This window comes from Paenibacillus sp. J5, assembly GCF_054955055.1.
In genome coordinates, this window is record NZ_JBUEDD010000013.1 from 1 (window position 1) to 13,479 (window position 13,479).

Below are 13,479 nucleotides of genomic sequence, written 5' to 3' on the forward strand. Positions count from 1 at the left end.
TCGACTTTTATAATATATCACAGTTCGCTATGCTTTGGCAAGCTTTTTTTAGAACTTTTTTTCATTCCACTTTCATACATGCCAGAGCTGTAAAACCATTTAACCCACCGCCTCAAAAGCGGCAAGAAATAATATATCACGATACTCAATATGAAGTCAATAGCTTTTTTTAATTAAGCATTCTTCCCCTTATAGTGCCATAGCTTACTTAAAAATAAACACCCGGAGACCAGCTTGCTACCGAACAATCAGCAGCAAATATGGCATCCGGGTATTTAAATAAACAAGAGCGATCTTTAGGATGTTTCGCGATTGCGTCCGCGCATACCAGCCAGTCCGAACAGGCCAATCAGACCCAGCCAGCCCCAGCTCATACCGTTATTATTCGTTGTTGTTGCTGTGGTACGATAACGATGTCCAGTTGTCGTGCCATCTAGAGAGCGCATATTGTAGTTGTTGTAATTGCCATCTGTGGTTACACGATCGTAGCCCGTTCCGGCATACCCGCCACCCATTCCGTTCCGGTTGTACATGTTGTCGTTGTACATGTTTGTTCTGTCATTCGTTGTCGTACCGTATGTCCCTACACCAGTGTTCATCTTTGTGCTGGAATTTGAGGACATGTTGGCAAACGCTGGCACGGACAGAATCAACATAAGCGAGGCAATAAGCATCAAGCTGGCTGCAAAACGTTTCATGCTGTGCGTCATCCCTTTCAGGTTATTAGAACCGATTGTTCCTCCGGCTCGTAATTGTTTTTCCCGCACACACGAAACATCATACCTGGTTAAAGCTTGCTGCTATCCCAAACCATGTTCTTCTATATTAAGGAGCCGTTTCACTTTTAGCTCGAGTTCAACAATTGAGAACGGCTTCGACATATATTCGTCTGCTGAGATTGGGCTGCCAGGATGAGCTGTCTCCTCTTGTTTCTTGGAAGACAGCATGATCACCTTGGTGGGATTGTCTGCATGTCGATCGTTATTGCGGACCTGAGCTAGCACTTCCCAGCCATCCATTCCAGGCATCATCCCATCCAATATACATAGCTCGACCGCTTCAGTACTCAGCACCTCCAGCGCCTCCTTGCCGCTGGCCGCCTGCAGCACAGTCAAGGGCAGACCCTCCAGCGACTTCACAATGAAGGAACGGATAATCTCATCATCGTCTACAATAAGCAGTTTTTGGAGCTCTTCGGGCTTATCCGGCGCGGCGAGCAGTCCATCCTCCCCACGAGTCGTAATTCGATTACGCCCCTCTGCCTTGGAGGCATACATGGAAGCATCCGCCTGCTTGATCCATTCCTCCGCGGACATCCCCTCTCTCCATTGTGCCAGTCCGGCAGAGAAAGTAATGTAGTATTCCCTCACCTCATCACGAGCAACCGCTGCTCCCCTGATCACCTCAAGCACGCCCAACAGCACCTTCTCACCTTCGGCCAGCGTAGTGCCAGGCATGATGATGACGAATTCCTCTCCCCCGTAGCGAGCGATAAAGTCAGTTACCCGCAGTTGGCTCTGCAATACGTTGGCCAGTCCTTGCAAGACGACATCTCCTGCAGCATGACCGTAGTTGTCGTTGATCAGCTTGAACTTGTCTATATCCAGAAATGCAAGTGTCATCGGCGCCGGATACTGTTCCATACGCTTCAATTCCGTCTGAAGCTGCTGATCCATATATCTCCGATTAAATACACCGGTTAACGGGTCGCGAAATGCCATCTGCTCAAAGCCTTTATTGCGCTCCAATAGACTGTAAATTCGTGCCGACAATTCCTCGTATTCAAATGGCTTCGTGACGTAATCATCAGCACCAAGAAAAAAGCATTGCACCTTGTCCTGCACATCCAGCCTGCCAGATAATACAATGAGCGGAAGCCACTTGAATGTAGGGTCCTCCTTCAGGAAGTCAAACAACTCGTAGCCCGACTTGGGATACATCATCAAATCCAATATGACCAGGTCAAAATGATGATTTCGCAGCATCTGCTTGCCACTGTCCACATCCGCGGCTTCCATAACCTCATAGCCATCATAATGGAGGCTGCGCGCCAAGTAAGAACGCAGCACATCATCATCGTCGATGATCAACAATCTGCTTGGTGCCGCCGCAGGTCCGCCACTACCGCGCACGCCTTTCGTCTCGAGCTGCTGCTCCTTGACGCAGATCTCATACTCCATCCATAGCTGTGATACCAGTTGGCGGCCGGAGTAAAGCAGCGGCCGGACCTTATCTTGATCCTGCTGGGCGCTTACAGGCTCCCATTGCTTCCATAGTATTTCTGCGATCTCACCGATCCGACTCAAGCCGAATACAGGCGCGCTTCCTTTTAATGTATGTGCAATTCTACACAGCGCTGCTGCACTTCCTCGCTCGCCTGCCTCGCAGCGGACAAGCAGGACTTCCAATTCACGAATATAGTTTTTAAGTTCCTCAACTAAGCGTTTGCGTCCTTCCTTGAGGAGCTGTTCGCTTCTACGCGCGGCACCAATACGACTGGTTGCAACTGCCGGACGTTCCATACTGCATCTACCTGCCTTTTAACCGTGAAGTCACTTTCGTTCCACGCTAACCCGCGGCGAGCCACAACGACCGCTTAGCGCAGGCCAGACCGCATTCCGGCTCGTTACTTGGCGCGGGCTCTCCGATCTGCTCGCACATTCAGGAAGGGTTGTCCAGCGCTCCCCGCGCGGCATCGATTAAAGCGTCAAACAACTCGTCATCCTCTTCCAACCATTCCTCTAGCTGCATGATTTCTTCTTCCTTGCCCGAGCCGTCGGCAAAGTTGAGAGCATACATCCATTCTTTACCTTTTTTACTTTGAAGTGTTACTTCATATGTACCCTGATGTTCTTCCATTCGGAATTGCACTTGGCCAAGATAGCCCTCCGCTTCATTCCACTCCATGCGGGCGTGCACCACTGTCATATTCATTCCATCTATTCCTCCCAAGACTACGAATCAAATATCGTTATAATTGTATCATAACGCTAGAATAACTAAGAAAACAGAAGTTTTTTATAAGCACAAACGGCTGCCTCCATCCTTGACAGGCAAAGCTTCGTTTCGTGTAGAAATATAATCACTGTATACAGCGAACAATTTGTAATTTCTTATTTTTATTTTTTTAATAAACCATACTCATATCACTCGAATTAAGCCTACACTTCCGCTATAATTAAAATTTGTGTGGATACGACGTACATCTTACAGGAGGTTGACATGACTTGCTAACTCGACGATTAAAAAACCATTGGTTCTCGAACACACGCGCTGATCTGCTGTCGGGCATTACCGTCGCGCTTGCTCTCATCCCTGAAGCCATTGCCTTTTCCATTATAGCTGGTGTTGATCCAATGGTTGGGCTATATGCCTCCTTCTGCATCGCAATTGTCATCGCCATTGTTGGCGGCAGACCTGCCATGATATCGGCTGCGACAGGAGCCATGGCGCTGCTGATGGTAAATCTGGTCAAGGATCACGGGCTCGAATATCTGTTCGCGGCAACGATACTAACCGGAATTCTTCAATTTGCGCTTGGTCTGCTCAAGGTAGGTCGCTTCATTGCATTTGTCCCGCAATCGGTCATGACAGGCTTCGTAAATGCTCTAGCCATCCTTATCTTTATGGCTCAGCTCGTCCATTTCAATAACGCGGGTCCGCTGACGTATGGACTGGTTGCAGCTACACTGGTCATTATTTATGTGCTGCCCCGCTTCACCAAGGTCATTCCTTCACCGCTGGCAGCCATTCTGATCATCTCGACGATGGTTATCGGCCTTCAATTGAATGTTAGCACAGTTGGGGATATGGGCACAATTACAAGCACACTGCCATTTTTCCATTTGCCCCAGATCATATGGAATTGGGATACGTTATGGATTATCTTCCCCTACTCCTTCTTGCTTGCCCTGGTCGGATTGCTGGAATCGCTGCTGACGGCAACGGTGCTGGACGAAATGACCGATACGCCGAGCAACAAAAACCAGGAGGTGCGCGGACAAGGCATTGCCAACATCATCACCGGATTTTTTGGTGGCATGGCGGGCTGCGCCATGATCGGACAATCGGTCATTAATGTCAGCTCAGGCGGGCGTACCAGACTCTCTACCCTGACCGCAGGCGTGGTGCTGCTCCTGCTGATCATGCTGCTTAGTGATCTGGTCATGCAGATTCCGATGGCGGCGCTAGTCGGCGTCATGATCATGGTCAGCTTCGGCACCTTTGACTGGAGCTCTGTGACACGCATCCGCAAGCTTCCAGTTGCGGACACCGCCGTTATGCTTCTGACAGTGACAGTCGTTCTCCTGACGCATGACTTGTCCAAAGGCGTGCTTGCGGGTGTGGCGCTAAGCGCCATGGTGTTCTCCTACAGAATCGCCCGTATCCGGCTGCATGCGACCCAGCAACATGAAGGTGAAAAGCAATACCATGTAAACGGCCAACTGTTTTTTGGCACGACCTCGACATTCCTGAACGAGTTCAATTACCAGCAGGACCCGCCGCTAGTGACGATTGATTTCTCACAATCCCATATATGGGATCAATCCGCAGTTACCGCAGTGTCAAAGGTCATCGCCAAATACAAGCAGTTGGACAAAACCGTAAAGCTGACCGGACTGAACAAGGAAAGTCGCAGCCTTGTAGAACGTCTCGGGCTCCAGATGGCAAGCAGCCATTGAATAACGGTCATGAGCATATGAGATTTGTCACAAAGTTTTGAAAAGATTATGAACTTTATACGTTTATACCCGTTTTGCAGCCTGATCTCGAATTATAATGGACATATCTTAACTAGCAGATTGGAGGAAACATCATTGCTGCGCACTGCTGTTGGCCGCTTTCGCCTGATTGCTCTGCTTGAGGGCATCTCATTTCTTGTGCTGCTGGCGATCGCCATGCCGCTCAAATATTTTTGGGACATGCCAATTTATGTGACGGTCGTTGGCGCCCTGCACGGGTTGTTGTTTGTGCTGTATATGCTTGGACTGCTGCTCGCTGCGCTGGAGAAGAAATGGAGCCTTGGGTTTATCTTCGTTGCGGCCCTTGCATCCTTTATCCCATTCGCTACCTTCGTGCTCGACATTCGACTAAAACGCCAATACTCTTGATTTCACACACTGCAGTCAAACAAGCCGTTCCCGCGATGAGTCACATCACGCAGGAGCGGCTTGTTTGACTGCATAGCTTCATCCTTCTCGCCGCTAGCGATCGGACAAGTATCCCCAACTGCTTCTGCGAATGCAGGTGCTCGTTCGGGGATTTGCCTTTCTCGAATTGTACAGCATCTCCTTCAATAATGGCAATGAAGATAGTGATAGCCAGGATGGTGTTGCCCTTGCTCGCGGTGCGCAGGTTTCTCTCGGCAAAGATGTGAAGAGTCTGGTATACTGGGTAGACTGGATAAAGAGCCCTTCCAAGCATCCACGAAGAAATACAAAGAAATGAGGCCATACATGATGTCATCCACCTTTCAAGCGTTGGGCGTTCGCCCCTCACTAGCAGCAATCCTGAAATCCGGCGGAATTACGGTGCCAACCCCTGTACAGCAGCAGACGATTCCTGTTGCATTGTCCGGCAAGGATGTAATTGCACAGGCGCAGACCGGCACAGGCAAGACGCTCGCATTCGCGCTGCCGATCCTGGAGAGATTAGAGCCAGGCAACAAAAACGTGCAAGCGCTCATTATTACGCCAACTCGCGAGCTCGCGATCCAGATTACGAAGGAGATCAGCAAGCTGGCCAACTCCCTTGGCTATCACGTCCTGGCGGCTTACGGCGGACAAGATGTGGAGTCCCAGATTCGCAAAGCGCAAGGAGCTGTTCAGATTGTTGTCGGTACACCGGGCAGACTGCTCGATCATCTGCGCCGGGGAACGCTGCAATTTTGGCGGCTGCAAATGCTCGTGCTGGATGAAGCGGATCAAATGCTGCATATGGGCTTCTTGAATGAAGTCGAGGAGATTCTGGCGCAAACCTCCAAGAGCAAGCAGACGTTGCTGTTCTCCGCAACCATGCCTGACTCCGTTCGCCGGCTGGCGCAAGCTTACATGAACGATACCGAGGACATTCGCATCCGCAGCGAGCGTGTGACGCTAGACAGCATCAAGCAGATCGTAGTCGAGACGAGCGACCGCGGCAAGCTTGCGACGCTGCTCGGCATTATCCGCATCCACCACCCCTATCTGGCGGTCGTCTTCTGCCGCACCAAAATTCGGGCGAAGAAGCTGACCGAGCAACTGGCGGAAGCAGGCATCGAGGTCGATGAGCTGCACGGCGACCTGACGCAAGCCAAGCGGGAGCAGGTTATGCGCCGCTTCCGCAGTGCCAAGCTGCAGGTGTTGGTGGCAACCGATGTCGCAGCACGTGGACTGGATGTGGAAGGCGTAACACATGTCATCAACTATGACATCCCTCATGATGCCGAAACCTACATCCATCGGATTGGGCGGACTGGACGCGCCGGTCAGAGCGGGACAGCGATCACCTTTGCCTCTCCGCGCGACAGGATGACGCTGCTGGGTATCGAGCGCGGCATTCATGCTCAGCTCAATCGCCAGCCGATGGCAGCCTACAATAGCGACAGCGAGGGCCCTGAGGAGAGCAATGGATACGAGGCCAACGATCGCGCGCGCGGCGGACAGCAGGGCGGACGCAGCAGCAAGGGGGCGCGGGATGCTGTTCGGCCCCGGACGGGCGAACGGAAGGCGCGCACAGCAGGTGGCGGACGGCGAGGGCAAGGCGCGGAGCAGGCCGAAGCCAGAGGCCGCGGCAAGGGCGCGAAGGATGCTGTTCGGCCTCGGACGGGCGAACGGGTAGCGCGCACAGCAGGTGATGGATGGCGAGGGCAAGGCGCGGAGCAGGCCGAAGCCAGAGGCCGCGGCAGAGGGAATGAAGCCGCAGGAAGACGAGGCCAGACCGAACGGTCGGCAGCCGGGAGCGAGGGACAGGCTCCTCTGCGCGGGCAAGACGCGGGCAAGACGCGGACAAGCGCACGCCAAGCCGCCTCGTCGGCAGGACGAGGCGGTGGGAGAGCAGAGCGAAGCGGACAGAGCGCACGCGGACGCAGCGGCGGTGGACGGTCGCAGGGCCGCTCGAGCGGACGGCAGGACGGCGGGCGCAGAGGCCGCGACAGATAAGGCAAGCGCTGGAGGGATAGCGGGTTAATAACCCGCATCCAGCTTAGTAGGGGCTGTGAGCGATGTAGCTAGCGACGAAGCGTCCACTCTCCTCGCGACAAGCAGTTGCTCCCGAATTGCCGCTATCCATAGCCAGAGGCGTGAGAGCAGCTCCAGCGATAGGAGCCCGCTATGTCCGAGGACGGACTCTGTTGGTCGCTATAGCGGCCAGCGGGTCCTCTGGCCAATAATGCTTCGGATAGCGCCCCTTCAAATCCTTTTTAACGTCGAAATAAGTAACGCTCCAGAAGTGCTTCAGATCCCGTGTCACCTGCACCGGCCTTCCAGCCGGAGACAACAAATGCAGCGTGAGCGGGATATTTTGTTTGCCGATGCGCGGCGTGTCCAGCAGTCCGAACAGCTCTTGCAGCCGCACAGCCAGATGCGGCGCCTGCGGGTCGCTGTAATCAACAGCGATTCGCGAGCCGCTCGGCACCGCTATATGGGTAGGAGCAAGCTGCTCCAGCAGCCGCTTCTGCTCCCATGCCAGCAGCGCGTCCAGTGCTTCCCGCAGTTGCAAGCGACGCAGATCCTGGAGATTGCGCAGTCCGTGCAGATAAGGCAGCAGCCACTCCTCCAACGTTGCGGTCAGCGACTCATCATCTGCAGCAGGCCAGCTAGCGTCTTGGGCGTGCATGAAGATGAGCCGCTGCTGAAGTTGACGGAGCGGCTTGGTCCATGGGAGCACGGCCAGTCCCAGCTCGCGGATACCCGCAGCCAGCGCCCTCGCAACCAGCTCCGGGTCAGGCTGCCCAAGCGGCTTCTCCTCCAGTACGAGCGCCATATATCGGCGCTTGCTGCGGGCGCGCACTGCCTGCTCCGCGCTGCGCCATTCCACGGACTGCTCCATCTCGACCCGCTCGCCGCAGACTTCCTCAAGCTGCGAAGGCTCCAGCCAAGCCGCCAGCATGATCCGGCTCTCGCTGCCCTGATCATCCAGCTCCACCGCAACGAGATAGGGTGCGGATGACAGCGGCTGCACCTCGCCAAGCTGCGCTCCCCGACCGTTACTGAGCAGAAACCGGTTAGCCCCGCGCTGCTTCGCAATGCGATCCGGGTACGCAAGCGCCAGCAGCGCGCCAGCCAGCTCCAGTCGCAGCGCTGTCAGCTTGGCAGGCGGCAGGTCAAGCAACTGCTGGCAGCGGCGCCACTCCTGCTCCACCACAGCAGCGCGAGCTGTATCGAACCTGTAGCCGCTGCGTCCCCCTGCGCGAAGCGCCTCCAGACGAAGCCGAATATCGGCCTCGGTGCGCCCGTCCTCCTTGCGCAGCACATCACGCTCGGAGAGAAGAGCAGCCAGCAGGCATGCCTCAGCGCCGCCTCCTCTCTCCTTGCCTCGCAGCATCATCGTGCCCAGCCGCGGATGAACACCCAGCTCAGCAAGCTGACGACCGTGAGCCGTCAATTTGCCATGGCTATCGGTCGCCCCAAGCAGCTCCAGCAGCTCCAGCGCCTGCCGATAAGCCGGAGCAGGCGGCACATCCAGCCAGGCCAGCTCGTCAGGCTCCTCGACTCCCCAGAGTGCCAGCTCCAGCGCGAGCGCAGACAGATCGGCCTCCAGTATCTCTGGCGAGCTAAATGGCGCAAGCTGCCGATCCTCCTCCTCTGTCCACAGCCGATAGCATACGCCCGCTTCCAGACGTCCGGCGCGCCCGCGACGCTGATCTGCCGAGGCTCGCGATACCCGTGAGGTTTCCAGGCGAGTGAGGCCCGTGCGCGGAGAGAAGCGGGGGGCACGCATCATGCCTGCGTCCACAACGATACGAACACCCTGCACGGTCAGTGACGACTCAGCAATCGAGGTCGCCAGCACGATCTTGCGGCGTCCGGCCTTATCGGGAACGATTGCCTGATCCTGCTCCTCCAATGGGAGATTGCCATGCAAGGGGCGGATGATCGTATCACCCGGAAGCTGCTCCGCCCGCAGAAGTCCGGTCACCCGCCCGATCTCTCCGGCTCCCGGCAGAAAGACGAGCACATCGCCAGTGCTCTCCTCTGCTAGCGCGCGCCGAATTGCAGTCGCCGCCACTATCTCCAGCCGCGACTCCGAGCGTTGCGCCATGTAACGGGTATCTACAGGATAGACTCGCCCCTGACAATGAAGAACCGGAGCGTCCTCCAGCAGACCGGCCACAGCTTGCGCATCGAGCGTTGCGGACATGACCAGCAGCCGCAGCTCGGGGCGAAGAAGCTGACGGGACTGGAGGCTCAGCGCAAGTCCGAGATCTGCTTGCAGGCTGCGCTCATGGAATTCATCGAATATAACCAGTCCTGCCTCCTCAAGCGCTTGATCTGCCTGCAGCATCCGGGTGAGCACGCCTTCCGTCACCACTTCGATGCGAGTATTCGAACCGATGCAGCTATCACCGCGCACCCGATAGCCCACCGTATCGCCGCAGCGTTCGCCCAGCGTAGCAGCCATATAACGGGCAGCAGCCCGCGCAGCAAGCCTGCGGGGCTCCAACATCAATATTTTACGACCCTGGAGCCATGGCTCCTCCAGGAGGGCCAACGGCACACGGGTGGTCTTGCCCGCCCCCGGCTCGGCGACAAGCACCGCTCCCAGGGCATCCCCCAGCGCCTGCTTGAGCGATGGTATTATAGTATCAATCGGATATGAGTGCATCAGTAAAACTCCTTCAACTAGACGTCTAGGCATTTTTACGTAGTGTACTTCAATACCCGGTGGGAATTCAAGTCTTATAGCATCCCAAGCGCCGTGCCAGTCACACAGCGATCTCTTCATGCTTCAACAGCTTCATGCAACTCCCCATGGCAGCCCGTTGAACCGCCTTGCGGCGCTTCAACTCGTCCGCTGTCCAGAAATCCTCGCTGGTAAACAGCGTCACCATCGCTTCCTCCGCTGCCTTACATGCCGTCTTGTCATTCCTCGCAAGGTAATAGCATACCTGGTAGCATTCGCTTTCGTACTGCTTGAGCGTCGCTATTTTTGTCTGAAAATCCATCTCTAATCCTCCCAAGCAACGGCAGTTATAGATAAGCAAGCCTGCCCAGCGTAGACGGCTACCGCCGTCCTTGACGTGCTAAGCCTCGTTCCGCGCATCTCCAAGCAATCCGTTCATTGCCACTGTTACGGTCTCACCTGCACGGTTACAGGAGGCTCGGCTTGGCCGTCCGCTTTGCTCAGCGCCTCTCCGGCCTCTGACACCCCATATTTACCATATATCCATAGTCCAACTAACATAAGCACCATCAAAACAACGAGCCGTTTCATGCAAGACATCCCCTCTAGCTATAGGTCAGTCGATGTGCGGTTGACCCGCAGGCATCGTATTGCAGCGTCACCGCACAGGCAGCGACCTTCGCAATCTCATGTAACTCATTGTAAAGGGGGAGGTTTAAATTGATCCTAATGAAATCATAAGTTTTCCTTAAGATTACACTTATTCGACGATTTGCAAACAAAAAAGGTTCATTCACCCAATTAAAATCAGGTAATGAACCCCGCCCAAGGTGCGATCAGATCAAGATGACTATGGTTCGTGTGTTATCCACTCTTCATATCAGCAGCCGGGAGCTTCACTCTAAAGGTCGTCAGACAGGTATCGCTCGATACGGATATTTCGCCGCCGTGCTTCTCCACGATGCTCTTGGCAATCGCGAGTCCCAGCCCGGAGCCGCCTGCATGCTCGGTTCGCGATTTGTCCACCCGGTAGAACCGGTCAAACAGGTATGGCAGATCGACTTCAGGAATCGGCTCTCCATAATTGGATACTTCCACGATGGAATGACTGCCCTCCTTGAATAGATAAAGCTCGACCTTCTTGCCCTGCTTGCCGTAATGGACCGAATTGGAGAGCAGATTCTCAAACACTCTGACCAGCTTGTTCGGGTCGCCCGTCACCTCAAGCCGACTGTCGCGCGCATGCAGGCGGCCGCTCATACCGGCCTCCTCCAGCGTCAGCCGGTACTGCTCGAGTAGCTGCTTGAGCATCTCAACCAGATTGAAGGTCACCAGACGTAGCTGGGAGGTGCTATTGCGCATGCGCGTGTATTCAAACAGATCGTTAATCAATACGTTCAGCCGCTGAGATTTATCGTAGGCGATCTGGACGTAATGTCTTAGCTCGACCTCGTCCCGGTACCGATCCTGCTCAATCAGCCCCAGATAGCCGATAATGGAGGTCAATGGTGTGCGCAGATCATGCGAGACATTGGTGACCAGCTCGTTTTTCGTCTGCTCCGCGCGACGTTCTTCATCCATCGACGTCTTCAACTGGGCAACCAGTCGATTCGTGAAGGTCGCCAGATCACCATATTCATTGCGCTGGCGCACTGGGATTTTATAATCGAAGTTGCCCTCCGAGATATGCATGACGGCTTCGCTGACCTCGCCAAAGTATCGGAAACGTCGCCATTGCAACAGCACCAGAAACAGCACAAAGAAAAAAAACCACCCGCCAAACAGAAATACCTCTTCGCTCATCATATTCATGAGCCCTCTGGCAACGGACCCGATTAAGGAAAAATCCCGTAAAAACGAGTAGCCCAGAACGACGAACAAATAGAAGGACACCAATCCTAGCACGGCCGCTCCAATTATGTTGCCAATGAAGCGGATCGTCATGCCCGCTGTCACATTACCCTTCAATTTTGTAGCCAACCCCCCATACCGTTACGATCAGCTTATCCCCAAGCTCCTGCTCCAGCTTGTCCCGCAGCTTGCTGATATGCACCATAACCGTATTATTGGATTCAAAATATTTCTCCTTCCACACCTGTTGAAAAATATCCTCGGCACTAAACACTCTGCCCGGATGGCTGGCTAGCAAAAATAAGATGCCGAATTCCGTACTCGTCAAATGAAGCGGTCTGCCCTCCACCTCCACCGTATGTGTAAACTTCTCGATGCGCAGCGGTCCAAGCACCAACGTATGCTCCTCAGACCCTGCGGCAGAGGCTGTCACACTGTATTGATACGAGCGGCGCAGCAGCGATTTGATGCGGGCCACGAGCTCCAGCGGGTTGAACGGCTTCACCATGTAGTCGTCCGCGCCTGTCATCAGCCCCATAATTTTGTCCATGTCCTCAGCCTTCGCACTTAGCATCAGGATCGGCACCGCCATATCCTTACGGATAATTCGGCATACCTCCAGCCCATCTACCTTGGGCATCATGATGTCCAGCACCACGAGGTGGAACACGGATTGCTCCAGCTTCTGCAGCGCTTCCTCCCCGTTATAGGCCTTGACGACCTCATACCCTTCATTTTTCAAATAAATTTCGATTAAATCAGCGATTTCCTTATCATCATCCACAATGAGCAGACGCCGTTGATTCATGCTACCGGCTCCTTATCTATCGGTTGAATTGTTTTCTACTATACACGATTGACCCGCCTTTGTCTCATTCATGAAGGAAAATTATGAACCTTAAGATTTTTTTAAACTGTCTGTGGGCTTCATGCCGAGGCCACGTCCCACACGACGCAAAACAGCGGTGCCAGAGATCGCCTCCGGCACCGCCATGTACTTCTTTGCCCCGCTTGTACGCGAGGCTGCATCGATTAGCCAACCACGACTTCTCCTGGCCAGGCAAGCATGCCGCCAGCTACATTGACAGCCGAATAGCCCTGCTGCTCCAGATAATCGCATACTCTGCCGCTACGCGCGCCGCTACGACAGATCAGAACGATCGGCTCTGCGCCTTGCGTCAGCTCGTCCAATCGGTCTGGCAGCTCGGACATCGGGATGAGGCGCGCACTGCTAATATGCCCCTCCTGCCATTCCTCCAGCTCGCGCACATCCACCAGATTGACCACTTCGCCGCCGGCCAGCTTCGCAGCCAGCTCCCCGGCTGTCCATTCCGGATAACTCATTTGCTGAACTCCTTTCCTGTAGCGCTGCTACTATAGCTGCCTCCGCGCTCCGCGCTATCAGATTCTGACAGCCGTTCCACTGACAGCTACCATCAGCATGCCATCACGGATGATTTCATAATCAATATCAATGCCGACGATTGCATTGGCTCCCATGCGCCGGGCTTGTTCTTTCATTTCCTGAAAGGCTACATCTCTTGCTTCCTTCAGCTTGCCTTCATAGGCGCCCGAACGACCACCCACGACATCAGTGATGGAGGCTAGAAAATCTCTCACAATATTGGCGCCCATGATGGCTTCGCCCGTAACGATGCCGACATAATCTTGAATCGGACGTCCTTCCAACGTTGGGGTTGTACTAATCAGCATCCCAATTCCTCCATCTCTATGCGATCTAAGTTGAATGATTTCTTGCAGCCAAGGCTGCATGAATACCCCTTCATGCCGCTAGGCTAATTATAC

General features: G+C 54.4%; 13 protein-coding genes. 3 read left to right on the forward strand and 10 right to left on the reverse strand.

The window, feature by feature from the left end; all coding sequences use genetic code 11:
* Window positions 1–296: 296 nt before the first annotated feature.
* The 3 genes from ACY1JZ_RS21445 to ACY1JZ_RS21455 all read right to left on the reverse strand — a co-directional run bounded on the left by ACY1JZ_RS21445 (window position 297) and on the right by ACY1JZ_RS21455 (window position 2,934).
* The gene (locus ACY1JZ_RS21445; protein ID WP_270170561.1) at window positions 297–698 is read right to left on the reverse strand and encodes a WGxxGxxG family protein; all 402 of its coding nucleotides are present in this window, start codon (window positions 696–698) and stop codon (window positions 297–299) included.
* 102 nt (window positions 699–800) lie between these two features.
* On the reverse strand, window positions 801–2,522 hold the full coding sequence (locus ACY1JZ_RS21450) for a GGDEF domain-containing response regulator (protein ID WP_462630873.1): 1,722 nt from the start codon (window positions 2,520–2,522) through the stop codon (window positions 801–803).
* A 139-nt stretch (window positions 2,523–2,661) separates the two neighbouring features.
* On the reverse strand, window positions 2,662–2,934 hold the full coding sequence (locus ACY1JZ_RS21455; RefSeq protein ID WP_462630874.1) for a hypothetical protein: 273 nt from the start codon (window positions 2,932–2,934) through the stop codon (window positions 2,662–2,664).
* 293 nt (window positions 2,935–3,227) lie between these two features.
* Between ACY1JZ_RS21455 and ACY1JZ_RS21460 the strand changes: the two genes are divergently transcribed.
* The 3 genes from ACY1JZ_RS21460 to ACY1JZ_RS21470 all read left to right on the forward strand — a co-directional run bounded on the left by ACY1JZ_RS21460 (window position 3,228) and on the right by ACY1JZ_RS21470 (window position 7,139).
* Window positions 3,228–4,682: a SulP family inorganic anion transporter gene (locus tag ACY1JZ_RS21460; RefSeq protein WP_462630875.1), complete on the forward strand. Its 1,455-nt coding sequence runs from the start codon at window positions 3,228–3,230 to the stop codon at window positions 4,680–4,682.
* Between the two features lie 135 nt (window positions 4,683–4,817).
* Complete coding sequence (locus ACY1JZ_RS21465; protein WP_462630876.1) at window positions 4,818–5,111, forward strand: DUF3817 domain-containing protein; 294 nt, start codon at window positions 4,818–4,820, stop codon at window positions 5,109–5,111.
* Window positions 5,112–5,456: 345 nt separating this feature from the next.
* On the forward strand, window positions 5,457–7,139 hold the full coding sequence (locus ACY1JZ_RS21470) for a DEAD/DEAH box helicase (RefSeq protein ID WP_462630877.1): 1,683 nt from the start codon (window positions 5,457–5,459) through the stop codon (window positions 7,137–7,139).
* Window positions 7,140–7,308: 169 nt separating this feature from the next.
* Here ACY1JZ_RS21470 and hrpB read toward each other — a convergent pair whose 3' ends face one another.
* The 7 genes from hrpB to ACY1JZ_RS21505 form a co-directional block, all read right to left on the reverse strand.
* Entirely contained in the window at window positions 7,309–9,804 is a 2,496-nt protein-coding gene (gene hrpB / locus ACY1JZ_RS21475; RefSeq protein ID WP_462630878.1) for an ATP-dependent helicase HrpB, read from the reverse strand.
* A 100-nt stretch (window positions 9,805–9,904) separates the two neighbouring features.
* Window positions 9,905–10,144 (reverse strand): hypothetical protein, encoded by a 240-nt coding sequence (locus tag ACY1JZ_RS21480; protein ID WP_270170553.1) that lies wholly within the window; start codon window positions 10,142–10,144, stop codon window positions 9,905–9,907.
* Window positions 10,145–10,269: 125 nt separating this feature from the next.
* Window positions 10,270–10,413: a hypothetical protein gene (locus ACY1JZ_RS21485; RefSeq protein WP_270170551.1), complete on the reverse strand. Its 144-nt coding sequence runs from the start codon at window positions 10,411–10,413 to the stop codon at window positions 10,270–10,272.
* A gap of 273 nt (window positions 10,414–10,686) precedes the next feature.
* Entirely contained in the window at window positions 10,687–11,802 is a 1,116-nt protein-coding gene (locus tag ACY1JZ_RS21490) for a sensor histidine kinase (protein ID WP_462630879.1), read from the reverse strand.
* Window positions 11,780–12,481 carry a response regulator transcription factor gene (locus tag ACY1JZ_RS21495; protein ID WP_462630880.1) on the reverse strand — a complete coding sequence of 234 codons (702 nt, stop codon included), beginning with the start codon at window positions 12,479–12,481 and terminating at the stop codon, window positions 11,780–11,782. Before ACY1JZ_RS21495 ends, ACY1JZ_RS21490 begins: the two co-directional genes overlap by 23 nt.
* Before the next feature lie 224 nt (window positions 12,482–12,705).
* On the reverse strand, window positions 12,706–13,017 hold the full coding sequence (locus ACY1JZ_RS21500; protein ID WP_270170537.1) for a rhodanese-like domain-containing protein: 312 nt from the start codon (window positions 13,015–13,017) through the stop codon (window positions 12,706–12,708).
* A gap of 57 nt (window positions 13,018–13,074) precedes the next feature.
* On the reverse strand, window positions 13,075–13,386 hold the full coding sequence (locus ACY1JZ_RS21505) for a YbjQ family protein (RefSeq protein ID WP_270170535.1): 312 nt from the start codon (window positions 13,384–13,386) through the stop codon (window positions 13,075–13,077).
* Window positions 13,387–13,479: the final 93 nt, after the last annotated feature.

Bases quoted from the DNA above. Each gene is read 5' to 3' on its own strand.
- ACY1JZ_RS21455 (WP_462630874.1), bottom strand. From the start codon at position 2,934: ATGAATATGACAGTGGTGCACGCCCGCATGGAGTGGAATGAAGCGGAG.
- ACY1JZ_RS21450 (WP_462630873.1), bottom strand. From the start codon at position 2,522: ATGGAACGTCCGGCAGTTGCAACCAGTCGTATTGGTGCCGCGCGTAGA.
- ACY1JZ_RS21485 (WP_270170551.1), bottom strand. From the start codon at position 10,413: ATGAAACGGCTCGTTGTTTTGATGGTGCTTATGTTAGTTGGACTATGG.
- ACY1JZ_RS21505 (WP_270170535.1), bottom strand. From the start codon at position 13,386: ATGCTGATTAGTACAACCCCAACGTTGGAAGGACGTCCGATTCAAGAT.
- ACY1JZ_RS21470 (WP_462630877.1), top strand. From the start codon at position 5,457: ATGATGTCATCCACCTTTCAAGCGTTGGGCGTTCGCCCCTCACTAGCA.
- ACY1JZ_RS21480 (WP_270170553.1), bottom strand. From the start codon at position 10,144: ATGGATTTTCAGACAAAAATAGCGACGCTCAAGCAGTACGAAAGCGAA.
- hrpB (WP_462630878.1), bottom strand. From the start codon at position 9,804: ATGCACTCATATCCGATTGATACTATAATACCATCGCTCAAGCAGGCG.
- ACY1JZ_RS21445 (WP_270170561.1), bottom strand. From the start codon at position 698: ATGAAACGTTTTGCAGCCAGCTTGATGCTTATTGCCTCGCTTATGTTG.
- ACY1JZ_RS21495 (WP_462630880.1), bottom strand. From the start codon at position 12,481: ATGAATCAACGGCGTCTGCTCATTGTGGATGATGATAAGGAAATCGCT.
- ACY1JZ_RS21500 (WP_270170537.1), bottom strand. From the start codon at position 13,017: ATGAGTTATCCGGAATGGACAGCCGGGGAGCTGGCTGCGAAGCTGGCC.